Below are 23,610 nucleotides of genomic sequence, written 5' to 3' on the forward strand. Positions count from 1 at the left end.
ATCAGTTGGTCTAATAGCTTTTTGTCGATGCTCATACGTGGGTCTCCTTATAGAGCAGTTACCACGCCAAAGCACAAAATTCAGGACAGTCCCCAATCTAGCGCTAGCGAACTAACTTTGATGAAAACTTTCCGATCAGCCTAAATACATCTCAACCACAATTCTTGCAGAGAGGTGCCGCTTCGACAATACAATTCCGCCTTGAGGTTTCTGTGTAGCAACTCAAGACGTGCTAATCGGCACTTTCAAGTTGCAGCGTAGTTGATGGCGGAAAAGCGTAACCGACACGTCCATCCGCACAAGCAAGTCGCGTAACACTCGGTCCGGGTTCTACGGCCTCGCAACCCGTCGGAAGGATTTCCTGGAGGTTTCGCGACACCGCAAAGCCCGGCTGGTCAAGAGGGCAATCCTCAAAAGCTAATCCACAGCCCGCGAGCAATAGAAATGGCGCAAGCTTTAACGGATATCGCCTCACATATGGCAGGCGTAGGCTGCGAAATCGAGAAATCTCGACGTTCAGTTGGCTGGACATCAAGTTTTGGCTCCTACTCTATGCCTCTATATCTGTCAGAATACCGCTCGCCAGATCGTTTTTTAGAGAGCGCCAATCTAACCAACTTCCATCGCTGGAAGGTCAAGAGAAAATGCGCACTTCGCCACTTCAAACCGATCTGCACCGCGCCGCAGCTTACTTCAGGCGCATCAGCTATTGACCTTCCCCTCTGGGAGGGCCGTAGCAGATGAATAGGAGTGTCCAGAAACCAAGGAAACATCGATGATACCCGAGACAGGACAATTTGCGCTCGCTCTCGCGCTTGCCGCTGCACTGGTGCAGAGCATTCTGCCCATGCTTGGCGCGGCTCGCGGCAACTTGCTCTGGATGCGCAGCGCGCGCAGTTCATCCATAGCGCAACTGGTCCTGATCGGCATATCCTTTGTGGCACTGATGCGATCTTTCGTTGTGAGCGATTTCACGGTGTTGAACGTTGTCGAGAATTCCAATTCGCTCAAACCCATGCTCTTCAAGGTCGCCGGGACTTGGGGCAGTCATGAGGGGTCCCTCCTGCTCTGGGTTCTTATCTTGGCGATATTCGGTGCGGGCGTCGCGTTGTTCGGGTCCAACATACCGGATGCGTTGAAGGCTCGAACGCTGTCGGTGCAGGCGTGGATCAGCACGGGCTTCCTGTCGTTCCTGCTCCTGACCTCGAATCCGTTCGCGCGGGTGTTTCCGCCACCTCTGGACGGCAATGATCTGAACCCGCTCCTGCAGGATCTCGGTCTCGCAATGCATCCGCCGCTGCTCTATTTCGGCTATGTCGGCTTTTCGATCGTGTTTTCCTTTGCTGTGGCAGCGCTGATTGAGGGCAGGGTTGATGCCGCCTGGGCCCGTTGGGTGCGGCCGTGGACATTGGTCGCCTGGATGAGCCTGACGGCGGGAATCGCGCTCGGATCGTGGTGGGCCTATTACGAACTGGGCTGGGGCGGTTGGTGGTTCTGGGACCCCGTCGAGAACGTGAGCTTTATGCCTTGGCTTCTTGGCACGGCGCTTCTGCACTCGGCGATCGTCACCGAAAAGCGCGGCGCCTTCAAGAGTTGGACCATTCTGCTGGCGATCCTCACGTTTTCGCTTTCGCTGCTGGGCACGTTCATCGTGCGGTCCGGCCTTCTGACTTCCGTCCATGCCTTCGCCGTCGATCCTGAACGCGGCCTCTATATCCTCGGCCTGCTGGCGATTACCATTGGCGGTTCGCTAACGCTTTATGCCTGGCGCGCACCTGCGATGGAGGGCGGCGGCTTGTTTACGCCGATCAGCCGCGAAGCCGGTCTGCTGGTTAACAACCTGCTACTGGCGACTGCGACTGCAACAGTATTGTTCGGAACGCTCTATCCGCTGGTTTTGGAGGCGGTTACCGGTGACAAGATCTCGGTCGGACCGCCGTTCTTCAACGCGACCTTCATTCCGATTATGCTGCCGCTGGTGGTGATGATGGGCATCGGGCCGTTCCTGTCGTGGAAGCGCACCGATCTCAAGGGGGTCTTCCAGCGGCTTCGTTTCCTAGCGGTGCTGATGGGGCTGGCCGGTCTGGCCACTTGGTACGTTCTTAGGGGCGGGCCCGTTCTTGCCTATCTGTCGGTTGCGATCGCCATCTGGCTGCTGCTGGCGACGCTGCGGGAATGGACGGTTCGGATCAGGCTTCTTGATGTGCCAATGTCCGAATCCATACGTCGCGCCCGGAACTTACCGCGCGCGTCCCACGGGATGACGATGGCACATGTCGGGCTTGCAATTGCGATGTTCGGCTTCGTCGGCTCTAGCGCCTGGAAATCGGAAGAGATCGTATTTGTACAACCGGGCTCCATCATCGAAATCGCAGGTTTTGACGTTCGGTTCGACGGTGTCGAGCAGGTCCGAGGACCAAACTATGTCGCCGATCGCGGGACACTGACAGTCAGCCGGGAGGGTGAATTCGTCACGACGCTCTATCCCGAGCGGCGCAGCTATCCGGTGGCACAGAGCAGGACCACCGAGTCGGCGATCCGCTCTACCCTGGCGGGCGATCTTTATGCGTCCCTGGCCGAACCCGCATCCGAAACGGCGTCAGACCAGGGCGCATGGACGCTCCGGATTCTGTACGAACCCCTCGTATTCTTCATCTGGATGGGGTCGATCATGATGATTTTTGGGGGCGGCTTGTCCCTTTCCGACAGGCGTCTGCGCGTCGGCGCACCACGTCGCGCCATAAAGAGCAAGATTGCCGCAACACCGGCGGAGTAACCAATATGAACTGGAAGAATTTGGTCGCCGCGGCGATACTGGCAACGCTGCCATTCGCCGCCGGAGCCGTTGAACCAGACGAGGTTCTGGACGACCCCGTACTTGAGGCGCGCGCCCGCGGAATATCCAAAGTATTGCGATGTTTGGTTTGCCGGAGCGAGAACATCGACAATTCAAACGCCGGTGTGGCGCGCGATCTGCGGCTATTGGTCCGGGAACGTCTTACAACCGGCGATACTGACGAGGAAGTCATCGACTATATCCGCGCGCGCTTTGGCGATTACGTACTATTGAAACCGCCATTCAAACCGGAAACCTATGTGCTTTGGCTGGCTCCGGCGGCTCTTATGCTGATTGGCGGCATCGGTGTAATTGGGATACTTCGAAAGAGCGGCGGCACAAAGGTTGTGAACGAGCTCGACGATGATGAAAAACGTATCGTCGCCGAAATCCTTGCTTCCGAGAAAAAGGAAAGGGTGTGATGATCTGGGTCCTTTTCGCAGGTCTCGCGGCGCTGACAGTAATCATTATGCTCGATCCGCTGCGTAGGTCTGAGGCGGTCGCGGCAGATAGGATTGCGAGCGCAGTTACAGTCCATGTCGATCAGTTGCGGGAGATAGACAAAGACGCCGAACGCGGATTGATTTCGACGGAAGAAGCCAAAGCCGCCAAGGTTGAAATCGAACGCCGACTTATCGCACTTGAACGGACCAAATCGACTACAGGACATTTCGAAACCGGAGGCCGCGGCGCATTGTGGCTTTCGGCTCTCATGGTCCCGCTGATTGCTGGGGCTCTCTATATACAGCTGGGGTCGCCTCGAATTCCGGGTGTGCCGTTTGCGGATCGGAAGGAGGAGCGTGTCGAAGAGGCGCAGATCGCCGAACTGACCGGACGGTTGCTGGAGCGCCTTCAAGGCGACCCCGAAGGCGGTCAGACAGAGGGCTGGATGCTGCTCGGGCAGACCTATATGCGCATGGGCGAGTATGCCGACGCTGCATCGGCCATGGAAAACGTGATAGGCCGGGACGACGCAACCTCGGCGATATTGTCGCAATATGCCCAGGCCCTGGTCGCGACCGAGAATGGCATCGTTTCGCCAAAAGCGCGAACTGCCATCCGGCGGGCGCGAGAACTGGACCCGACAAATCCCGCCGCAACCTTCTACGAGGCCATCGCACTCGACCAGGCCGGAGGCAGCGAGCAGGCGCATGATCTGTTGGTAGCCCGTTTGGAACAGGCGGCCGGTCCGGAGCCCTGGATGGAACTATTCGTCGCGCAAGCCAATCGCATCGGCGAAGCGATCGGTCGCGAGCCGGTGAGCGTGGCCACTTTTATATCCGCAACCGATGCTCCCCCCAAACCAACCCGGGAGGATCTCGCGGCAGCCTCAGAAATGAGCGTGGAAGACCGCGCTGCCTTCATCCGTTCGATGGTCGATGGCCTCGCCAACCGTCTGGCCGAAGACCCTGACGATCTGGACGGGTGGCTAAGCCTTGGCAACGCATATCGCGTGCTTGGCGAGACGGACAAGGCTCGTCAAGCATTTGAGACGGCAGAGGCGCTTGCCAAAAATTTGGCTTTGGACGACCCAAGAAAGCGGTCGATCCGGGAAGCGCTATCCAATCTTGGAGGATAGTCGGAAGTAAGGTTAGATACCAAGATGGACATCGATACCTCCATCCCTCCGACTCCGTGACTGGAGAAATTTTCTGTAGCGGATTTTTCGCAGCAGCACAGCACTGAACCTTCCCGATGAGGAGTGCGGGTCTCCGAGGCGGCCTAGCGTGATGAATTGTACGTTCTAAATTTCCGGTACCAATCGCGTTTCAGGTTGCAGCGCGCGCTGACACGTCGTACCCGGCCTCGCGGATCGCTTCGGACACCGCACGGTCGCTGATAAAGCTTTCGACCGTAACGATCTTCGTGGCTAAATCACACGCAACCGTTGCGGTTGGATCAATTGCCTGGATTGATTTCTCTATTGCCTCAGTGCAATGGCCGCAGCTCATGTTGGTAACGGTGAACCTGCTCATATTTGCCTCCTTCATTTGCATTGGCTTGTACGTGATTCCAGCGCCGGAAGGTCAAGGATAAAAAACACTCCAATCCGCTTGACCTTCCAGTGGGGGGGTAATCCCCCCTAAAATTAGCGGTGTTCAAAAGTGGAATTTTCTCGGCAAGGTATCTGAGGAGATTTACGATGAAGAACGGACGATACAGCGACGCACAGATCATGGCAGTGTTGAAGCAGGCGGAGGGCGGTGTGCCGGTCTCTGAGCTGTGCCGCGAACACGGAATGAGCAGCGCCAGTTTCTACAAGTGGCGCGCCAAGTTTGGGGGCATGGATGCGTCTTTGATGTCTGAGATGAAGGATATGGCCGAGGAAAACCGTCGTCTGAAGCGCATGTATGCCGAGATGAGCATGCAAAACGACCTGCTGAAGGAAGCGCTTGGAAAAAAGCGCTGAGGCCGTCTCAAAGGCGAGAGATGGCCATGAATGCAGTCGTAAGGCGCGGCGTCAGTATCGCGTTGGCCTGCCGTGCGTTTGAGACTAGCGAGACCTGCTATCGTTACAGCCCTGTTTTGAATGATGAGAACGAAGAGATTGCGGACTGGCTGGAACGCCTGACCACCAACAAACGTAGCTGGGGCTTTGGCCTGTGCTTTTTGTATCTGCGCAATGTTCAGGGCTATGGATGGAACCACAAACGAGTCTACCGGATCTACTGCGAGCTTGCGCTGAACCTGCGGATCAAGCCCAGGAAACGGCTGAAGCGCGACAAGCCGGAACCGCTGGCAGTGCCTGAGAAGCCTAATGAGACTTGGTCGATGGATTTTATGGCGGATCAGCTGGCAGATGGGCGCTCGATCAGGACATTGAACGTGCTGGATGACTTTAACCGTGAAGGCCTATGCATCGAAGTGGACTTCTCGCTGCCTGCTGAGCGGGTTGTCAGGAGCCTGAACCAAATCATCGAGTGGCGCGGAAAGCCCCAAGCTATTCGTGTGGACAACGGCCCAGAATACGTCAGTGCTAAGCTGATGGAATGGGCTGAGAAACGCAATGTACGGCTCGAATATATCCAGCCCGGCAAGCCCCAACAGAATGCCTATATCGAGCGCTACAACCGCACCGTTCGTGGCGAATGGCTGGGGCAATACATCTTCGAAACCATTGAGGAGGCACAAGACCAAGCAACACAATGGCTCTGGACTTACAACAACGAGCGACCCAACATGGGCATCGGCGGCATCACACCCGCCATGAAACTGAAAACGGCTGCGTGAATTCTACGGCTGGACCCCATTAAAAATGGGGGGACTACCCTTCGGAGACGGGGCGCGCCGTTTCGTCCATCGCCGGGCGCACGCGGCGCAGCCGCAGCGCATTCGTCAGCACGAAGACAGAGCTGAGCGCCATCGCACCGGCAGCCAGAACCGGTGAAAGCAAAAGCCCCGACACCGGATAAAGCACGCCCGCCGCCACCGGGATCAGGGCGACGTTATATCCGAAAGCCCAGAACAGGTTCTGGCGGATGTTGCGCATGGTGCTCCGCGACACCTCGAGGGCGTTCACGACGCCGCGCAGATCGCCGGACATCAGCACCACGTCGGCAGATTCGATGGCCACGTCTGTACCGGTGCCGATGGCGATACCCACGTCCGAATGGGCAAGCGCGGGTGCGTCGTTGATCCCGTCGCCAACGAACGCGATGCGCTTGCCCGCGCCGCGCAGATCGTCGAGCGCCGCCACCTTGCCGTCGGGGAGAACGCCCGCGATCACATGGTCGATGCCGGTTTCGCGGGCGATAGCCTCTGCCGCTTCGCGCTTGTCACCGGTGATCATGGCAACCTTCAGTCCCTGTGCGTGCAAGGCGCGGATTGCAGCGGCGCTGGACGGCTTCACCGGATCGGCTACAGCGATGACGACGGCGACACGACCGTCGATCGCCGCGAAAAGTGCGGTGCGGCCCTGTTCGGCCAGACGGCGCTCCTCGTCGGCCAGATCGCCGATTGTCAGCCCCTCGCGGATCATCAGGCGGTCGGCCCCGACAAGCACCTCGCGGCCCGCCACTTTTGCTCGCACGCCGTGGCCGGTGATGGATTCAAAATCCTTGGCGTCATGCCGCGCGACGCCCTCGACCTTTGCCGCGCGCACGATTGCCTCGGCGATCGGGTGTTCCGATTGCGCCTCAACAGCGGCGACAAGCGCCAGCACCTCGGTGCGGTCAAAGCTGTCCGCAAGCACGAGATCGGTCAGTTCCGGGCGGCCCTGGGTAACCGTTCCGGTCTTGTCCAGCGCCACCACATCCACGCTGGATAGCTGTTGCAACGCGTCGCCCTTGCGGAAGAGCACGCCCATCTCGGCGGCACGTCCCGTGCCGACCATGATCGACGTTGGCGTGGCAAGACCCATCGCGCAGGGGCAGGCGATGATCAGCACGGATACGCCAGCCACCAGCGCAAATGACAGCGCGGGCGAAGGACCGACCAACAGCCAGACAATCACCGTCAACAGCGCCAATGCCATGACCGCGGGCACGAACCACAGGGTGATCCGGTCCACCAGCCCTTGGATCGGCAGCTTGGCGCCCTGCGCCTCTTCGACCATCCGGATGATCTGGGCCAGCGTCGTGTCGGCGCCCACACGCGTCGCGCGGAAGTGGAAGGCACCGCTGCCGTTGACGGTGCCGCCGGTGACGGGATCGCCCACGGATTTGGCCACCGGCACCGGTTCGCCGGTGATCATGCTCTCGTCCACACGGGCACTGCCCTCGGTCAGCTCACCATCCACTGCAATCCGCTCGCCGGGGCGCACGATCAGAATATCGCCCGCGACGATGCGGTCGATGGCCACATCCTGCGGCTCCCCGTCAACCAGCACACGGGCTGTCTTGGCCTGAAGGCCCAGCAGCTTCTGGATCGCAGCCCCGGTCCGGCCCTTCGCGCGGGCCTCCAGCCAGCGGCCCAGAAGGATCAACACCACGATGACCGCCGCCGCCTCGAAATAGACCGCGCGCGATCCCGCAGGCAGCAGCGTCGGTGCGAAAAGCGCCACGAGCGAATAGATGTAGGCCGCCGAAGTGCCAACCGCGACAAGGCTGTTCATGTCCGGCGCGCCTTTCAACAGTGCCGGGAAACCGCGTGTGTAGAAAGCACGTCCTGGCCAGAGCAGGACTGCCGTGGTCAACACGAACTGGATCATCCAGCTGGCCCGATGGCCGATGGTGTCACCGATCAGACCGTGCATGCCGGGGATCAGATGTGCGCCCATCTCAAGTAGAAACACCGGCAGGGCGAGGGTCGCTGCAACGACAGTCCGTCGTGCCAGATCCCGCGCCTCTTCGTTCTTGCGGGCTCCTGCGTCTTCCGATGAACTGTCTTCGGCCTGCGTTGCGGGGTAACCTGCGTCGCTGGCCGCCTTGATAAGGTCGGCAACCGCGACTGCGCCCTCCAGATAGCTGACAGTAGCGGTTTCCGAGGCCAGGTTGACGTTCACGTCCAGCACGCCCGGCAGCACTGCCAGTGCCTTGTCCACCCGACCGACGCACGAGGCACAGGACATAGATGAAATGTTCAGACGTACGCTCCGGCTCCGGGCCGGATAGCCGATCTCCTGAAGGGTCGTGGCGATTTCGGCGATGCGCTCCGGTGCGTCGATCTGCGCCTGGGCGGTCTCTCTGGCGAGATTGACACGGACATCGCTGACCCCCGGCAGAGCCGTGAGGCCACGTTCCACGCGCCCGACGCAGGACGCGCAGGACATGTTTTGCAGGGAAAGCCGAAGGGTGCGCGGATCCGACATGAGAATCTCCTTGTTCTGATCCTCCTACAGATAGGGCCTCCAGTTACTGGAAGGTCAACAGGCCTGTAGAATAAAATTCTGGCCATTGACCTTCCCGCGACGGAACGCCTTACATGCATGTCGTCAAAGGAGATTGCGATGTTCAGATTCAGCGTACCGAACATGAGTTGCGGCCATTGTACCGCTTCCATCCAAAAGGCCATTATGGCGGCCGACCCAGATGCAACGGTTTCGTGCGATCTGACTGCACGTATCGTCGACGTAGACAGCACTCTGGATGAAACTGCATTGGCCGCAGCGATCAGCGATGCGGGCTACAGGTCTGAGAAGCTGGCAGAGGTTCAGTAGCCAAGATGCGTCAGCAACGCTCCGCTGGACGGAGATAGTGGCTCTCTCTATGTCGCTGATATGCAACACTCTCTGACAGCAGCGGCCAAAACTCGCCTGTTTCAAAAAAAGCGACAAACCTTCCTGCGCAGGACGGATTGACTGTACTGCATCGCTCTCCGATATTCGCGGCATGAGCTTTCGAGTTTTCATATCAAGCTGGACAAGGGCGTTTACGTGCATTGCGTTTGCGCTGGCATTGGTGTTTTCACCACCTTCTGCCGCTCACGCGGCATCCGGCATGCATGACGGACATCAAGCCAGGTCTGTTGGTGTCGTTGGTGCTGCCATGACTCATGACACCGGAAGCGATGCGCATCACGCGCATGAGAAGCTTGGGGTCGCAAGCGACATCGACATCGCAGCGTCCGACAAGGATGGCAAAGAGCAACAATCCCAAGAGTGTTGCAACGGCATCTGTATTTCTGTCGTCTTCATCGAAGACAGCAGGATCAGAGCAGAGCCGGTTGGTACAAGTGAATATGTCATTCTGGACGGTCAAACGTATTCGGTAGAAACAGCAGGGTTTCTTCGGCCCCCTCGATTCCTGATCTGAACCGGCGCCCAAATCGGGTGTGAGCCTTGCGCAGATTCTGCGTGAGATAACGTTCACCAATCAGGTTACTTTCATGAAAATTCATCTACTTGTGGGGGCTTCGGCCCTCGGGCTTGGCGCATGCGCCTATGAGCCCACCCCGTTGCCGTCCGTCGCGCCCCAACAGGCCGTCGTCAACGCGGCAGTTTCGTCACCGATCAGCTATCAGGACCCCTTGGCGGGCTACACCTATCGCGGCCCTACAGGTCCCCGCGACTGGCGTTCCGTCAATCAAGAACAGACGGAGGGCAACTGATGCGGGTATCGAAATTTCCGCTGGTTTTCGGCTTTCCGCTAATCTTGGGTGCCTGTGCTACAGCAGTGCCGGGCATCTACACGGAACCAAAAGCTGGCTTCGCCAATATTTCCAGCCAGGTCACACCAGCCATCGGCAAACGGACAGCCTTCGCCGAAACCCAGGCCGAAAACGAGGCCTTCAAGAAGCAGGTGCACGCAATGGTGCACCGCAAGACCATTTCGGCGGACACCGCCGTTCAGGTTGCGCTTCTGAACAACAAGGGGTTGCAGGCGTCTTATGCGAATGTCGGCCTATCCGCCGCTGAGGCCTGGCAGCAATCGACCCCGGAAAACCCGATCGTTTCGATTGGTGTATTGGGCATCGGTGCGCCCGAACTGGGTGCCTACAGAGCGATCGAAGGACTGATACGGTCGAACGTACTCGATGCCACCACCCGTAAACAACGTGTGGCCATTGCTGACGCAAGCTTCCGGCAGGCACAGCTGAGCGCCGTGAACGACACGCTCGCACTGGCCAATCAAACGCGGAAGGCATGGGTCGATGCCGTAGCTGCCTTCGAGGCCGTGAGCTATCTTCGCCGCGCGAAAGCGACCTCTGACGCCGGGTCGGAATTGGCGATGAGGCTTGGCGAGACCGGCGCGCTGAACAAAGCCGGGCAGGCTCGTGAACAGGCCTTCAACGCCGAACTCGCCGGACAACTTGCCCAGGCACGCTTGAATGCTACCCGGTCCAAGGAGCAGCTGACCAGGCTCATGGGGCTGTGGGGCACCCAGGTCGACTATTATGTGCCCGATGCCCTTCCTGCGCTGCCGCGTTCCGTCGGCCGTGTGACTGACATCGAAGCGAAGGCATTGCGGAATCGGGTTGATCTGCGCGTTGCCAAACTTGGCCTGGAAGCACAGGCCAAGGCGTTCGGTCTGACCGACCAGACCCGCATTATCAGCGATCTCGAATTCATTGCCGGCTTCGAAGCGGAGCGGGAAATCGAGGACGGGGAAACAGAAACCGTGACCACCCCTCAGGTGGAGGTGGAGTTCGCAATCCCGATCTACGACACCGGGAAGGCACGGATGCGCAAGGCGGAATTGTCGTACCTGCAAGCAGCCAACGTGCTGGCAGAAAGAGCCGTCAACGTCCGGTCCGAAGCGCGTGGTGCTGAAGCCTCCTATCACGCCGCGTATAAGATCGCCCGCCACTATCGCGACGTTCTGGTGCCGCTACGCACGACCGTCGAAGAAGAGGGGCTGCTGTCTTATAACGGCATGATCACCAACACTTTCGAGCTGCTGACAGACGTGCGCGAGAAACTGGGCGCATCACTGGAAGCGGCAAACGCAAAACGCGAATTCTACATGGCACAGGCTGATCTGACCGCTGCGATCTATGGCGGCGGCGAAGGCGGTGGCGGTGCTGGTGGAGAAGGCGCGACACTTGCCGCCGGTGGCGGCGCAGGACACTGAAAGGAACTGACATGCTAAACAGACGTCAATTACTCGGAGCCGGCGCGGCAGGTGCAACGCTGGTATCTTCGAAAGCCTGGGGTCAAACCCTGAACATGGGCCTGCCCGAAGCTGCCCAAATGGATAGCGCAGCAACGGCGATCACGGCGCGTCCTAGTACCGGGCCGGACTACACACCTGTGGTCACATTGAACGGGTGGACCCTGCCGCACCGGATGAACAACGGGGTGAAAGAATTTCACCTCGTGGCCGAACCGGTAGAACGCGAGCTTGCCGACGGCATGATCGCGCATTTGTGGGGCTACAACGGCCAATCCACCGGCCCGACGATCGAAGCAGTCGAAGGCGACCGGGTGCGCATCTACGTCACCAATAAGCTGCCGGAAGGCACAACGGTGCACTGGCACGGGCTCATTCTTCCTTCAGGCATGGATGGGGTCTCCGGATTGAGCCATCCAAGCATCCCGCCGGGCAAAACCTTCGTCTACGAATTCGACTTGGTGAAGTCCGGAACGTTCATGTACCACCCCCACGGCGATGAAATGACCCAGATGGCGATGGGGATGATGGGCATGTTCGTGGTCCACCCCAAGGATCCCACATTCATGCCGGTGGATCGTGATTTCCTGATCATGCTGAATGCTTTCGACATCGATCCGGGTACCTATGTACCCCGCATCATGACGATGACGGATTTCAACCTTTGGACCTGGAACAGCCGGATCTTCCCCGACATTGATCCGCTGGTCGTGAACAAGGGCGACCGGGTGCGAGTACGGGTTGGGAACCTTACGATGACGAACCACCCGATCCATATGCACGGCTATGACTTCAAGGTCACCTGCACGGATGGCGGCTGGGTGCCGCCTGAAGCACAGTGGCCGGAGGTCAGCATCGACATTCCCGTAGGTGCGATGCGCGCCTACGAATTCGTCGCCGATCATCTGGGAGATTGGGCGATCCATTGCCACAAATCGCACCATACGATGAACGCCATGGGCCATGACGTGCCGACGTTCATCGGAGTGAACAAGAAGCCGCTGACCCAGAAGATCCGTCAATTCCAGCCGGAATACATGCCGATGGGCATGTCCGGCATGGGGGACATGGCAAAAATGGAAATGCCGCTACCCGACAATACCATCCCGATGATGACGGGTTGGGGCCCGTACGGACCCATCGAGATGGGCGGCATGTTTTCGGTCGTGAAGGTGCGGGACGGCATCGACGCGGACGATTACTCCGATCCCGGCTGGTACGAGAACCCTCCGGGCGAGATGGCCTACGAATGGACTGGCGAATTACCCGACTTTGCCTCCAACAACAGCCCCAAGACCATTCTCACACCGAAACCAACCTCGAAGGGCTGAGCGGCCCTTCGTCATCTCCAACCGAACCAACCTACAGGACAATAAAATGAGAAATCTTCTTTTGACGACAAGCTTCGCGATCGCGCTATCAGCACCGGCCTTTGCTGCAGGTACACACGACGCTGGACATGGGGAGACCAAGCCAGCCGCAATGATGGTCGGCATGCCGGGTGACGCCGCCAAGGTTGACCGCACAATCGACGTCACTTTGCTCGAAAACGATGAGGGCCAGATGCTGATCGAGAGTGAGCCGATGGATATCAAGGAGGGCGAAACCATCCGCTTCAACATCACCAACAAGGGTGAGCTGGAGCATGAATTTGTCCTCGACACGGTAGAGCGTAATGCCGAGCATAAGATCGAAATGGCCAAGATGGACATGGAACATGACGATCCGAACCGTATCCGTCTCGATGCGGGCGCTTCGGGTGAGGTTGTCTGGACTTTCGCGAATTCTGGTACGTTCGAAGCGGCGTGCCTGATCCCTGGCCACTACGAATCCGGCATGCACCGTGAGGTCGCAGTCGGTGACCAGATGGCTCAGGCTGACGTGGAATACACGAGCGGCACCATCAAGAAAATCGACGCCAAGGCTGGCAAGGTCACAATCATCCACGGCCCTCTGGTCAACCTCGACATGCCCGCGATGACTATGGTGTTTCGCGCGGACGAGACGATGATCGCGAACATGTCGGAAGGTCAGGACATCGAATTCGTCGCTGACCGGGTCAAGGGCAAACTCACTGTCACACAGATCAAGTGATGAAAATCCATGGGGCCAGGGCAAACGCCTTGGCCCCATCGCTTTGAGGCTTGGCCCGAGCAAGCAAGAAGATCCCAAAAAATCAAGCGCTACGGAGGTAGCCGAGCATGACGAATTTCCTGAGAACCTGCACCATCGCCCTTGCGCTCGTCCTTCCGGCTTTTTCAGTGGGCGCTTCCAGTGGCAAGGGCCAGCAGCCTCACGCGCGTGCATTCGAAGTGCCTGGCCATGATCCGATCGGGAAACCCGGTGATGGCTCCTCAATCGACACGACGATTGAATTGTCCATCAGGGAGACAGAAAGCGGCTACATGCTTTTCGAGCCGGACGCACTCCACATCGAGAGCGGTTCAGTTATCCGCTTTTTGATCAGCAATCTGGGCGGACTGGATCACGAGTTTTTTCTCGGCTCCTTTAACGAGGTTGCAGAACACCAGCAGTGGATGCGCGAACATCCCGATATGCAACATGACAACGCCAATTCAGTTTCGATCCCTAGTGGACAAAATGCCGAGTTGATCTGGGAGTTCTCCGATATGACCAACCTGGAGTTCGTGTGCTTGATCCCCGGCCACCGGGAAGCGGGCATGTGGGGCGTCATCATCGTGCACGATCACCTTGCGCCGAAATCCAAGGGTTAGACATTTTCAATGTCACTCTTGGACAGGTATCACCTGCTTGTACACGACGTAGCTGCCGCCTTTGGGTACGACTACAACGATGTCACGCCAGACTGGGTGCACCCGTTCATTCATCTCATACTGGTCTTGGCGCCTGCGCTACTGATCACCGTTGGCTCATATCTTGCTATTCGCGGCATTCTGAAGCTTTGGAAGTACCGCAGCACGCCTGCGATCCACCCAGAGCCCATACGAGGGCTCGAAGGAAGTCTTTTCAGCACCGTCTTGCGCTATTCGAGAAGGCAGCAGGCGTTGATGATCGTGGTTAGCCTCATCGCGATGCCTATTCTCTATCTGACCCTGGAACTGCCAAAACAGATCGTGAACAACGCTCTGGATTCCGACCGTTTCCCGATCGTCGTTCTGGGACGAGACCTCGATCAGGTCGTTTTCCTCATACTTCTTTGCGGTCTCTATCTTCTGGCGATCATCCTGAATGGGTTAAACAAATATGGCCTAAACGTCTTCAAAGGGTATGTCGCGGAGCGTTTTCTGCGGCGCTTCCGCCTGCTGGTCTATCGGCAATGGCGCAGCGATCCAGACTCCGGAAACCAAAGCGAGATCGTCCCTATTCTCGCACAGGAAGTCGAGCCCATCGGTGGCTTCGCGGCGGACGTCCTTACGCTGCCAATCCTGCAAGGCGGTACGCTTTTGACGATCCTGTTTTTCATGTTCGTTCAGGACCCTGTCTTGGGTGCCGCAGCACTGACCGTACTGCCGATTCAGCTTGTGCTGCTGCCCAAGCTGCAACGCCGGGTCAACGCGCTTTCGCGCACCAGGATCAAGGAAGTCCGACAGCTTGGCAGGCAGCTCAGCGATCAATTGCGCCAACGGCAGGTCAATTCGGCCGGGCTGCTGCCAGTGAGTGCAAGTTTTAGAGAGCTTGAGCACGTGCGCAGGAAGATTTTCCGTCTGAAGTTCTTCATCAAGGCCCTCAACAATTTTCTGACCGCGCTAACACCGTTCTTGTTCTATTCTCTAGGCGGATACTTCGTCATCGAAGGTCGCATTACACTCGGCGCGCTGGTGGCCGTCCTGGCAGCACACAAGGACTTCTCGGCACCGCTGAAAGAGCTCTTCAGTTACTATCAGACGCTGGAAGACACGCGGATCCGGTACCAGGAAATCACGACCTTTTTCACTGGATCGATTCAGCGATCGGGGAAAGCTCGGGCAGACGATCACAAGCCGTAAGCGATGTGCCGCCCCCACCTTCCTTGTGAGCCTCTGATCTGAGATTCAGCCCTGACGGATGGATTATCAGGGAGTTTCTCCATGGAGCGCTCAACGGAGTTTCTCAGTAACATTGATATGGTGGTGGGGCCGCGTGGTCACCGCCGTTGGCCGGATGCGGTGAAGGCGCAAATTGTGGCCGAGACGCTGGTGGAGGGTGCCTCGCTGGACGCAGTTGAGCGGCGGTATGACATGCGGGCCAATCATATGTCCGTCGCCGGCAGGGTCTTGCGCAGCAAGGTCCCGAGAGGGAGAATGGCGGCGCATGGCCCGGGAGGGCAAGCTGGTTCTGCCTGCTTTGGCTGAAGAACCGAGCTTTGCAGCGCTGATTGTGCGCGAGGATGTCGATGTGGCACCTGAACCTGCGCAGCTGTCGCCGTTGGATCTGATATGTGGTGCTGTCACCGTGCGATTGGATGCAAGAACATCAGCGGCGCGCATTGCCGAGATTGCTCGCGCCTTGAATGCGCCCTCATGATGTTCCCTTCAAACCGGGTGCGGATCGTTGTGGCGACCAAGCCGGTAGACTTCCGCAAAGGTCATGACGGTCTGGCAGCGCTTGTCAAAAACGAGTTACGCAAAGACCCCTTCACGGGGACCGTATTTATGTTCCGCTCGAAACGGGCAGATCGGCTGAAGCTGTTGTATTGGGACGGCACCGGGCTGGTCATGGCTTACAAGAGGCTGGAGGAGCATATCTTCACCTGGCCCGCCATCAAAGATGGCTTGATGGCGCTGAACCACGCCCAGTTTGAAGCGCTATTCTCAGGATTGGACTGGCGGAAAGTAAGGGCTTTGTCCGCGCGTCCGCCGACTGCGGCAGAATGAATCAGGCCGTCTTTTGCAGGGGTATTGAGGTGCAGGAAATGGTAGTCATTCCCCATGTCAAAACCTGCCGATCTCCCTAATGATATTGAGGCCCTGAAGGCGCTGCTTGCCGCCTCAGAGGACCGCAATCTGCGCAAGCAGGATCGTATCGATCAGTTGGAGAAACTGGTTGCTGACTTCAAGCGTGCGCTGTTTGGCGCACGCTCTGAGAAGGCCGATCCCGAGCAGTTTGAGCTGGCGCTGGAAGACATCGAAACGGCCCTCTCGGTGATGCAAGCATCACCTGCCGGCAAGGGATGGCGGCGGTCCACGCTGAAGATGACGCGGTGGATCCACCTGCATCGCGCCCGACAAAACCGCGCAATACCAACCGTGGCTCATTCCCCAAACATTTACTGCGTATTGAAGAAGTGATTATGCCCGATAGCATGACCTGCGGTTGCGGTGCTGAACGCCATATGATTGGTGAGGATACGTCTGAACGATTGGACATCATCCCCGCCCAGTTCCGTGTGATCGTTACCCGCCGCCCAAAGTATGCATGTCGGTCCTGCACCAATGGGGTTGTTCAGGCACCTGCACCCGCCCGGCTTATCCCTGGTGGTATGCCGACAGAGGCAACGGTGGCGCATGTTCTTGTCAGCAAATACGCGGATCACTTGCCGTTGTATCGCCAAGCACAGATTTACAGCCGCCAAGGCATCGATCTGGATCGCTCCACCCTCGCAGGATGGGTCGGCAAGGCAGCCTATGAACTCCGTCCTGTCTTCGATGCGTTAATGGCTGATCTGAAAAGCTCAACCAAACTGTTCATGGATGAAACAAGAGCACCAGTGCTTGATCCTGGCAAACGTAAAACCAAAACTGGTTACTTCTGGGCACTGGCCCGCGATGAAAGGCCATGGTGTGGAGCGGCTCCACCGGGCGTCGCCTTTACATATGCGCCCGGGCGTTCCGGCCAATATGCAGATGACATTTTGAAAGGCTTCTCTGGCATCCTCCAAGTGGACGGGTATGCGGGATACAATCGCCTACTCAAACGTGTCGATGATAGGGTTGCGCTGGCCTACTGTTGGGCCCACGCACGCCGCAAACTGCACGAAGTTGCACAATCTGGCACCGCCCCAATCGCAGAAGACGGGCTGAAACAGATCGCTGCACTCTACCGGATCGAAAAGGATATCCGGGGTCTGGCACCCGAGGTGCGATTGGCAGCACGGCAAGACCAATCAGCACCGTTGATCGCCGCGTTTGAAGAGTGGCTCACGACCAACCGCGCGCGGCTGTCTGCCAAAGCCCCTTTGGGCGAAGCCCTCAAATACATCGCAAAATACTGGGACGGACTGTGCCTGTTTCTGACCGACGGCCGCATCGAAATGGACAGCAACGCAGTGGAACGCACGATCCGTCCCATAGCTCTGAACCGCAAAAACGCACTCTTCGCTGGCCACGACGACGGAGCCACAAACTGGGGCGTCATCGCTTCCTTGATCGAGACCTGCAAATTGAACAGTGTCGATCCGCATGCCTATCTGACAGATACGGTCACTGCCATCGTCGCAGGCCACAAACAAAGCCAGATCAACGATCTGCTACCATGGAATTACGCTAAATAGGTGGGATCGGCGCACCGCTTACGACAAGCCTCCTGCTACCGTTTTCTCGTATCTCCAGTATCATGGCGGCGTTAGACCGCGTCACCGATTTAGGCGCACTGATGCGCTGAGTTTAGAAGAGCGTGAGGAGATTTCGCGTGGCGCAAATCCAGCAGATTCAGGGAGATTTCTGCAACAGGACCAGCGCATTGATACGCTTTAGCAGGCGCTGTCTCAGGCAGAGGAGTTGGCACCAGACCCAGCGACGCCGAAAAAAAGCCAAAAAAGTGCAGAGGAATTTAGCCCGCTATAGTGGGTTGAAGCCTACCGTGTGACCCGAACAATCGAAATTGTAAAAACAAGTATGGGCATTTTCTCAAACTGTTCATCAAGGTTTAGTCTTGGGCGGGGGCATTCCGTGTGGCGCAGACGAGATTGCCGTCCGCATCCAGTCCCACGCCACCTCCGAGCGACGAGCGCCGAGCATGAAACGCTATTTCGGACTCCGTTGGGTATCCCATTTTCTCGACAAAGTTCTTAACCCAAGCCTCTTCCTCCGGTGAGAGCACGCCGATTTCGTCTGCGAGTGCTGGGGACGTGCGGCTATGACCAAGCTGGTCGGAACGTTCAAACGCTCTACCAATTTTTACCCAGTGTGAAATTTGATCACTGATTGAACGACCCCGAAGTTCTGCCTCGCGGCGGACTAAAGCCATCATATCATCGGCGAGTTTCACGGATTGCTCCACGATTGCCCCTTACATTTCTATATTGGTGGTAATGTACCAAAGAATATCAAAATCGCAAAAGCATCTTTCTGCCACGGCCGATCATTACCATCCTGCTGATGGATTAGTCAGCTTGCGGTCTGATCATCTCCTGTTGCGCCGTCGAATGCTATCATTTTCTGTGCCGTCCCACAGGAAATACTACGCTTAGGGAACTCCTCTCGGGTAGTCTTCAGGCCACATCATCGGCCGAGGGGGCAATTACACCGCGCATGCGCTCGGCCCTACCAAGTGCCCCGACACTTCTCACTATGCATTGCGAAGTAAATTTCGATTTCGACAGATCACCTTGGTTGCGCGATAGGGGCACCGCGCAACCAAGGCCTCCACGACTCCCACGAGCGCTACGTTTCGCGAGGTAGAGCGCTCATTATTCGCAGGGAATAGCGGACGGGTAATATTGATATCGGCATTATAAATGGTCGTGCGCTTGCTACTGCGGCGGTCGCCGTATGAGACCTTGCCGCCACTTAATGAAGGCACGGCTACCCGCATCGAGCTCATACAAGATGTGTTGAACGATCAAGTGTATTCCCGAACGCAATTTAGATTTCGATGGGCTAATGCTGTCAAAGAAACCTGTGAGGGTGGTGTTATCATCCCAGATGTCTGCTGCGCGGATAAAGTTGCCGTTAGCCGCGCTCGCGTGGTTCATGCTGAATTTGCGAGGTCTGTGGGAAGGACGGCGGGAAGCAGACATTCGCCGCGGTTGCGACATATGTCCATCGATGACGAAATCGACATTTTCATTCGCTATGCTTTGATAATCTCAACTTTGGGCAGGCGCACGACGGCTGCGAAACCGCGTGGATTGTCCGGACGGGGGCCATAGATCTCGAATTGGCAGCCAGACTGATTGCACAGGTCCTGAACGATCGACAGTCCAAGACCGTATCCGTCTGAAACTGTGTCGCGTCGGATAAATCGCTGTTTCATAGCTTCAAAATCGGTAGTGGATAGCGGGGCGCAGTCGTTTGATACCAACACATCTCCCGGCCGACTGGCATCCACGATCGTGGGTGCAGTGCCACAGGCGTGTTTCAGGGCGTTGTCGAATATGTTGGTCAGGATGATACCCAATGCGTCCGGATCGACGCGGCTTAAACAGCGGCCTGTGGGGAATTTCAGCACCAGCTTGTCAGTATCCGGGCATTGATTGCGCAATTCGTTCATCAGGAGCGTGATCACTGGATTTAGGTCTGTCACAGACGCATTCAGGCCCAACCCGGACTGCGCCCGTGACAATTGCAGCAGGCGTTCAATCAAGCGTTCCAGACGTTTCAGACCCGTCTCGATTTCGACAAGGTTGCCGGTTTGGACCGGGTCATTGATCTTTGCCCGAAGCCTTTGCGCCTGGGCCAGGCAAATCGCGACGGGTGTGCGCAATTCGTGGGCGGCATTGGTGGCAAAGGCACGTTCCGCATGCAACGCGCGGTCGAGCCGCGACATCAGCCCGTCGAGCGTGTCAATCGCCGGCGTGATCTCGGCGAATGTATTGTCACGATCAATAGGGGACAGGTTGTGTTCGTTCTTTTCGGCGATGTTTCGGCTGAGCTCTGCAATCATCGCAACTGAACGGCGAACCGCCCAGAATGACGCAAGGGCAAAGAGCAGTCCCAGCAGTGCTAAACCGACAACGACCCCGATGATCACATCGGTTATCGCTTCGCTGCGTTCGATCATCGGTTCGGCCACCACCACGCTTCCCATCCCAGGCTGATCCGACGGCAGAACAATGACACGATGCCCGCGCGTGGTGCTCAGGCCTGGAAGCAGTGGTACAGGCAGCGCGAAAGTTCCTACTGTCATGGATCGCGCCATGACCTCACCGTTCACACCGACATACCACAGCAAAGCCCGCTCATTCGGCTTGCGCAGATCGCTTTCGTAGTCCAGCAGATTGCCCGCACCGGTGCCGATGCTTCCCGTGGTCCTTTGGGAGGTTTCGATGATGTCGCGCAGCAGATGGGCCTTGCCAGTGAGGCTGGCATCGAGCAGTTCGTCATATTCGTCCATGAATACATGGAGGACGATGAAAACGCTTACCACCATGACGATCAGTCCGGGCAAAAGCAACGAACCCAGAAGCGACTGAAACAGGCTTTTGCGGCGGTTAATCATTTTGTCAGTGCGTACCCCATACCCCGGTGCGTTACGATCAGGTCTTTGCCCAATTTTGTGCGGAGGCGGCTGATATGTGCTTCGAGAGCGTTGCTTTCTATCTCTTCACCGTAGGCATAGATAGAGGCCTCGAGGCTCTCCTTTGGCACGATCTGTGACTTTCGGCGCAGCAGCGTTTCAAACACACCCCATTCCTTTGCGGTCAGCCGGACCGGTTGCCCAGCACGGATGACACTGTGATCCGACAGGTTGATCACCAGATCGCGCAGCTGGACAGTTTGCGCAATCTGGTTTGCGCTCCGCCGACATACGGTGTGAACGCGCGCTTTTACCTCATCGAGATCGAAGGGTTTTATCACATAGTCATCGGCACCACGGTTCAATCCGTCAATCCGGTCCGAGACCTTGTCGCGCGCAGTCAGAATGATGATCGGCGTCCGCAGCATCCGCGCCCGCAATGAACTGAGAAAGATGAGCCCGTCTCCATCAGGCAGTTTCAGGTCCAAAAGAACCACATCATAATCCAAGGTGCGCAGCGCGGCATCGGCCTCGTCCAGCGTGTCAAACCATTCGACAATGTTCTGATCAGCCTCCAGATGCTCTTTGAGCGGCCGCGCAAGTGCAGCTTCGTCTTCAATCAGGAGGATGCGCATTTTGGTCCAGTCCGATCCGATGAGAAGCTTGCCACAGTTCGCCCAACGCTTGATTTCGACTGCCGTTTGCGCATGAGAAACGTCTCCTTTCTCGACCTATCCATCGGATGCCTTTCAGCCTATGCCGGAAGAACGCAAAACCACAGCACACAGAAAAACGCCATTCGCAAACAGCAGGCACATCGTTGCAAGTGATCCCAGATCCTTTGCGTCGCGCGCGAACACCTCCCACTGCGGTGTCAGGTGGTCGACGATACATTCGATCGCCGTGTTCAGTGCTTCCACTGCGATGAGTCCGGAGAACAGGATCAAAAGGATCAGGTACTCGAAGAGTTCCGCATCCATGACGTACAACAGCACACCACATAGCGGCAAAGCCACGACGATATGCCGGAACGCAGTTTCCAACCATAGCCTGCGGATGCCCCCGATCGAATATCCTGCCGCGGCAAAGACATGGGCAACCCCGGTGACCCGCGCAGGTTTCTGAGGCCGGATTGTCTTATCAAACTTCATATCTTGGCCAACTCTACTCTGGTTTTGCAGGAAGAAAAGATATCCAGATCGGCATTTCGCTCTGCTGTGTCGATATTAAGCAAACCAAGCAGCGAGTGGAACAGGTTGTCATGCGAAAGCGGGTTGTTCTCCTGTGCGGCGACGCAGCTTTCATCAATGCCAAAGCGGGTCTTGAAGGCATCAGACAACCACAGGATCATCGGCACATGGGTTTGCGTTTCCGGTGCCATGAAATAGGGTGCGCCGTGCAGATAGAGCCCATGCTCACCCAGAGATTCACCGTGATCCGACATATAGATCAGCGATGTGGCCAGACGGTCATCTGCGGACAGCATGCCAATGATCCGGGCGAGGATATGATCGGTATAGGCAATGGTATTATCGTAGGCGTTGGTAATCTCCTGTGGCGTGCATTTTTTGAACTCTGAGGAGCGGCAGGCCGGTTTGAAACGTTCGAAGTCTTCTGGGTAACGCTGGTAGTAGGTCGGTCCGTGGCTTCCCATCTGGTGGAGGACCAGAACGGTATCTTCGGTGATCGACGAGATGTAGTCTTTGAGGGGCTCAATGAATATTCCGTCCATACATTCACCCGTCGAACAGAATTCCGAATTGTTCAGGTCGGTAAATTTGCGCGTCTTGAACCGCGCGGCAATCCCTTTGTCACCGGTGTTGTTGTCCCACCATTCAACATGCAGCCCTGCGTGCCCCAGCACATCCAGCACGTTCTCGGTCGAAGTGCCGTTCTCATACGAATAGGTGTCGCGGCTGAATTTCGAGAACATGCAGGGCAGCGATACGGCTGTCGCAGTTCCGCAAGACTGCGCGTTGCTGAAATTGATGATCGGCAACTGTGCCAACTCGGGGTTTGTGTCAACATCATAGCCGTTCAGGCTGAAATTTTGGGCGCGCGCTGTTTCACCGGCAACAACAATCGTCAGCATGGGCTTTTGCGGCGCCTCATACGCAGCGCCGGTCTGTGCGTCCGTTCCGGTGCTGGCGAGGTCCAGCTCGGCTGAACGCGACATCATTTTAGCATATCGGATCGCGGCCACGAGCGGCGCACCTGGCTGATAGCTGCTCATGAAATCTTTCCGTTCGCGCAGGATGGAAGAATAGGATTTCAGATCGGCCATCAACAAGCCCGCCGCCAACGCAAAGCTTAGAACGCATGTCAGTATCGGTGTCACGGCTGCCCTGACGGCTCGCTGCGGTCGAATGCGGACACAGATCACCACGAGCGAGGGTAAAATGCCGAAGATGACACCATGGGTGACGTAGCCAGCCGTTATCAAGTGTCTGGATTCACTGACGGTTGTGACCATAATATTCTGTATCATGTCACGGTCTATGATGATCCCCAGCGTATCAATGTAATACGATGTCATAGCAGCCAAGATAAGCATCGAAATCAGAAAGGGTTTGACTGTCCACGGAAAGGCAAACAGGCTGAATGCCGCCAGCGTCAGAAGAAACAATGCTGCCATATATCCGATCAGGGAAATCAGATGGCCCGAGAAGACATCCGCAGCGATCACCCAGAACGTGCCATTGTCGACACAGAACATGAATGTGATGGTCAGAACGGTCAGCAAGAGTGGCGAAATAGTTAACCGCTCACGCAGTTCTGCCGTTCGGCATCTAAGGGAGTGAAAAGTTGGCATTGTAGAGATCTCGCAAGGTTAATTGCGTGCTCATGATCATTGGAAGCTTACGAGAAGCTTACGAATTAAAACCATTAGAGTTCGAACGCCGCCTTTTCTTTGAAGTGGCAGGTTCG

At 57.1% G+C, this 23,610-nt stretch carries 22 protein-coding genes and 2 pseudogenes; 17 read left to right on the forward strand and 7 right to left on the reverse strand.

Annotation, left to right across the window (positions count from 1 at the left end; genetic code table 11):
• Nucleotides 1-775: 775 nt before the first annotated feature.
• Genes BLQ98_RS15965 through ccmI form a run of 3 tightly spaced genes read left to right on the forward strand, consistent with a single transcriptional unit; the run spans nt 776 to nt 4,415 of the window.
• On the forward strand, nt 776-2,776 hold the full coding sequence (locus BLQ98_RS15965; protein ID WP_093734248.1) for a heme lyase CcmF/NrfE family subunit: 2,001 nt from the start codon (nt 776-778) through the stop codon (nt 2,774-2,776).
• Nucleotides 2,777-2,781: 5 nt separating this feature from the next.
• Nucleotides 2,782-3,258: a cytochrome c-type biogenesis protein gene (locus BLQ98_RS15970; RefSeq protein WP_093734249.1), complete on the forward strand. Its 477-nt coding sequence runs from the start codon at nt 2,782-2,784 to the stop codon at nt 3,256-3,258.
• Complete coding sequence (gene ccmI / locus BLQ98_RS15975; protein ID WP_093734250.1) at nt 3,258-4,415, forward strand: c-type cytochrome biogenesis protein CcmI; 1,158 nt, start codon at nt 3,258-3,260, stop codon at nt 4,413-4,415. The genes BLQ98_RS15970 and ccmI overlap by 1 nt, the downstream gene beginning before the upstream one ends.
• A gap of 190 nt (nt 4,416-4,605) precedes the next feature.
• Here the strand turns inward: ccmI and BLQ98_RS15980 are convergent, their stop codons facing one another.
• Nucleotides 4,606-4,812, reverse strand: coding sequence for a heavy-metal-associated domain-containing protein (locus BLQ98_RS15980; protein ID WP_093734251.1), 207 nt, complete (start codon nt 4,810-4,812; stop codon nt 4,606-4,608).
• Nucleotides 4,813-4,979: 167 nt separating this feature from the next.
• Between BLQ98_RS15980 and BLQ98_RS15985 the strand changes: the two genes are divergently transcribed.
• Nucleotides 4,980-6,067, forward strand: a protein-coding gene (locus tag BLQ98_RS15985) for an IS3 family transposase (protein WP_093734252.1) whose coding sequence is annotated in 2 segments (ribosomal slippage) — nt 4,980-5,241 and nt 5,241-6,067 — 1,089 coding nt in all. Because the reading frame shifts where the segments join, the coding sequence is not laid out codon by codon here.
• Between the two features lie 34 nt (nt 6,068-6,101).
• On the opposite strand, the gene BLQ98_RS15990 is transcribed toward BLQ98_RS15985, so the two are convergent.
• Nucleotides 6,102-8,585, reverse strand: a complete 2,484-nt coding sequence (locus BLQ98_RS15990) for a heavy metal translocating P-type ATPase (protein ID WP_093734253.1) — start codon at nt 8,583-8,585, stop codon at nt 6,102-6,104.
• 138 nt (nt 8,586-8,723) lie between these two features.
• On the opposite strand from BLQ98_RS15990, the gene BLQ98_RS15995 reads away from it, so the two are divergent.
• The 13 genes and pseudogenes from BLQ98_RS15995 to BLQ98_RS18685 all read left to right on the forward strand — a co-directional run.
• Entirely contained in the window at nt 8,724-8,933 is a 210-nt protein-coding gene (locus BLQ98_RS15995) for a heavy-metal-associated domain-containing protein (protein ID WP_093734254.1), read from the forward strand.
• A 172-nt stretch (nt 8,934-9,105) separates the two neighbouring features.
• Nucleotides 9,106-9,528 (forward strand): hypothetical protein, encoded by a 423-nt coding sequence (locus BLQ98_RS16000; protein ID WP_093734255.1) that lies wholly within the window; start codon nt 9,106-9,108, stop codon nt 9,526-9,528.
• Between the two features lie 73 nt (nt 9,529-9,601).
• Nucleotides 9,602-9,823 carry a hypothetical protein gene (locus tag BLQ98_RS16005; RefSeq protein ID WP_244148462.1) on the forward strand — a complete coding sequence of 74 codons (222 nt, stop codon included), beginning with the start codon at nt 9,602-9,604 and terminating at the stop codon, nt 9,821-9,823.
• The gene (locus tag BLQ98_RS16010; protein WP_093734257.1) at nt 9,823-11,286 is read left to right on the forward strand and encodes a TolC family protein; all 1,464 of its coding nucleotides are present in this window, start codon (nt 9,823-9,825) and stop codon (nt 11,284-11,286) included. Before BLQ98_RS16005 ends, BLQ98_RS16010 begins: the two co-directional genes overlap by 1 nt.
• An 11-nt stretch (nt 11,287-11,297) precedes the next feature.
• On the forward strand, nt 11,298-12,656 hold the full coding sequence (locus BLQ98_RS16015) for a multicopper oxidase family protein (protein ID WP_027238593.1): 1,359 nt from the start codon (nt 11,298-11,300) through the stop codon (nt 12,654-12,656).
• Nucleotides 12,657-12,702: 46 nt separating this feature from the next.
• Nucleotides 12,703-13,419: a copper-binding protein gene (locus BLQ98_RS16020; RefSeq protein WP_093734258.1), complete on the forward strand. Its 717-nt coding sequence runs from the start codon at nt 12,703-12,705 to the stop codon at nt 13,417-13,419.
• Between the two features lie 107 nt (nt 13,420-13,526).
• On the forward strand, nt 13,527-14,060 hold the full coding sequence (locus BLQ98_RS16025; RefSeq protein ID WP_008282871.1) for a cupredoxin domain-containing protein: 534 nt from the start codon (nt 13,527-13,529) through the stop codon (nt 14,058-14,060).
• A 9-nt stretch (nt 14,061-14,069) separates the two neighbouring features.
• Nucleotides 14,070-15,293, forward strand: a complete 1,224-nt coding sequence (locus BLQ98_RS16030) for an ABC transporter transmembrane domain-containing protein (protein ID WP_093734259.1) — start codon at nt 14,070-14,072, stop codon at nt 15,291-15,293.
• A gap of 81 nt (nt 15,294-15,374) precedes the next feature.
• A complete protein-coding gene (locus BLQ98_RS18140; protein ID WP_141135355.1) occupies nt 15,375-15,638 on the forward strand; it encodes a transposase in 264 nt (87 codons plus the stop codon).
• Nucleotides 15,631-15,810, forward strand: coding sequence for a hypothetical protein (locus BLQ98_RS18315; RefSeq protein ID WP_208596084.1), 180 nt, complete (start codon nt 15,631-15,633; stop codon nt 15,808-15,810). The genes BLQ98_RS18140 and BLQ98_RS18315 overlap by 8 nt, the downstream gene beginning before the upstream one ends.
• Complete coding sequence (gene tnpB / locus BLQ98_RS16035) at nt 15,807-16,160, forward strand: IS66 family insertion sequence element accessory protein TnpB (protein ID WP_167354568.1); 354 nt, start codon at nt 15,807-15,809, stop codon at nt 16,158-16,160. The genes BLQ98_RS18315 and tnpB overlap by 4 nt, the downstream gene beginning before the upstream one ends.
• A 54-nt stretch (nt 16,161-16,214) precedes the next feature.
• Nucleotides 16,215-17,776 (forward strand): annotated as a pseudogene (gene tnpC, locus BLQ98_RS16040) (IS66 family transposase).
• Nucleotides 17,748-17,948: pseudogene (locus BLQ98_RS18685) on the forward strand (hypothetical protein); the annotation flags it as partial. The pseudogenes tnpC and BLQ98_RS18685, both read left to right, overlap by 29 nt.
• Nucleotides 17,949-18,150: 202 nt before the next feature.
• Here the strand turns inward: BLQ98_RS18685 and BLQ98_RS16045 are convergent.
• The 5 genes from BLQ98_RS16045 to BLQ98_RS16065 form a co-directional block, all read right to left on the reverse strand.
• Nucleotides 18,151-18,474, reverse strand: coding sequence for a TA system antitoxin ParD family protein (locus BLQ98_RS16045; RefSeq protein ID WP_425263965.1), 324 nt, complete (start codon nt 18,472-18,474; stop codon nt 18,151-18,153).
• An 822-nt stretch (nt 18,475-19,296) separates the two neighbouring features.
• Nucleotides 19,297-20,664: a sensor histidine kinase gene (locus BLQ98_RS16050; RefSeq protein ID WP_093734261.1), complete on the reverse strand. Its 1,368-nt coding sequence runs from the start codon at nt 20,662-20,664 to the stop codon at nt 19,297-19,299.
• Entirely contained in the window at nt 20,661-21,317 is a 657-nt protein-coding gene (locus BLQ98_RS16055; protein WP_093734262.1) for a response regulator, read from the reverse strand. The genes BLQ98_RS16050 and BLQ98_RS16055 overlap by 4 nt, the downstream gene beginning before the upstream one ends.
• Nucleotides 21,318-21,431: 114 nt before the next feature.
• The gene (locus BLQ98_RS16060) at nt 21,432-21,833 is read right to left on the reverse strand and encodes a diacylglycerol kinase (RefSeq protein WP_093734263.1); all 402 of its coding nucleotides are present in this window, start codon (nt 21,831-21,833) and stop codon (nt 21,432-21,434) included.
• Nucleotides 21,830-23,425, reverse strand: coding sequence for a phosphoethanolamine transferase (locus tag BLQ98_RS16065; protein WP_244148464.1), 1,596 nt, complete (start codon nt 23,423-23,425; stop codon nt 21,830-21,832). The genes BLQ98_RS16060 and BLQ98_RS16065 overlap by 4 nt, the downstream gene beginning before the upstream one ends.
• Between the last annotated feature and the right edge of the window lie 185 nt (nt 23,426-23,610).

The sequence above is a fragment of the Sulfitobacter litoralis genome (assembly GCF_900103185.1).
Lineage (GTDB): Bacteria > Pseudomonadota > Alphaproteobacteria > Rhodobacterales > Rhodobacteraceae > Sulfitobacter > Sulfitobacter litoralis.

Coding starts and splice junctions, on each gene's coding strand:
- BLQ98_RS15965 (WP_093734248.1), top strand. CDS start 776: ATGATACCCGAGACAGGACAATTTGCGCTCGCTCTCGCGCTTGCCGCT.
- BLQ98_RS15970 (WP_093734249.1), top strand. CDS start 2,782: ATGAACTGGAAGAATTTGGTCGCCGCGGCGATACTGGCAACGCTGCCA.
- ccmI (WP_093734250.1), top strand. CDS start 3,258: ATGATCTGGGTCCTTTTCGCAGGTCTCGCGGCGCTGACAGTAATCATT.
- BLQ98_RS15980 (WP_093734251.1), bottom strand. CDS start 4,812: ATGAGCAGGTTCACCGTTACCAACATGAGCTGCGGCCATTGCACTGAG.
- BLQ98_RS15990 (WP_093734253.1), bottom strand. CDS start 8,585: ATGTCGGATCCGCGCACCCTTCGGCTTTCCCTGCAAAACATGTCCTGC.
- BLQ98_RS15995 (WP_093734254.1), top strand. CDS start 8,724: ATGTTCAGATTCAGCGTACCGAACATGAGTTGCGGCCATTGTACCGCT.
- BLQ98_RS16000 (WP_093734255.1), top strand. CDS start 9,106: ATGAGCTTTCGAGTTTTCATATCAAGCTGGACAAGGGCGTTTACGTGC.
- BLQ98_RS16005 (WP_244148462.1), top strand. CDS start 9,602: ATGAAAATTCATCTACTTGTGGGGGCTTCGGCCCTCGGGCTTGGCGCA.
- BLQ98_RS16010 (WP_093734257.1), top strand. CDS start 9,823: ATGCGGGTATCGAAATTTCCGCTGGTTTTCGGCTTTCCGCTAATCTTG.
- BLQ98_RS16015 (WP_027238593.1), top strand. CDS start 11,298: ATGCTAAACAGACGTCAATTACTCGGAGCCGGCGCGGCAGGTGCAACG.
- BLQ98_RS16020 (WP_093734258.1), top strand. CDS start 12,703: ATGAGAAATCTTCTTTTGACGACAAGCTTCGCGATCGCGCTATCAGCA.
- BLQ98_RS16025 (WP_008282871.1), top strand. CDS start 13,527: ATGACGAATTTCCTGAGAACCTGCACCATCGCCCTTGCGCTCGTCCTT.
- BLQ98_RS16030 (WP_093734259.1), top strand. CDS start 14,070: ATGTCACTCTTGGACAGGTATCACCTGCTTGTACACGACGTAGCTGCC.
- BLQ98_RS18140 (WP_141135355.1), top strand. CDS start 15,375: ATGGAGCGCTCAACGGAGTTTCTCAGTAACATTGATATGGTGGTGGGG.
- tnpB (WP_167354568.1), top strand. CDS start 15,807: ATGATGTTCCCTTCAAACCGGGTGCGGATCGTTGTGGCGACCAAGCCG.
- BLQ98_RS16045 (WP_425263965.1), bottom strand. CDS start 18,474: ATGATGGCTTTAGTCCGCCGCGAGGCAGAACTTCGGGGTCGTTCAATC.
- BLQ98_RS16050 (WP_093734261.1), bottom strand. CDS start 20,664: ATGATTAACCGCCGCAAAAGCCTGTTTCAGTCGCTTCTGGGTTCGTTG.
- BLQ98_RS16055 (WP_093734262.1), bottom strand. CDS start 21,317: ATGCGCATCCTCCTGATTGAAGACGAAGCTGCACTTGCGCGGCCGCTC.
- BLQ98_RS16060 (WP_093734263.1), bottom strand. CDS start 21,833: ATGAAGTTTGATAAGACAATCCGGCCTCAGAAACCTGCGCGGGTCACC.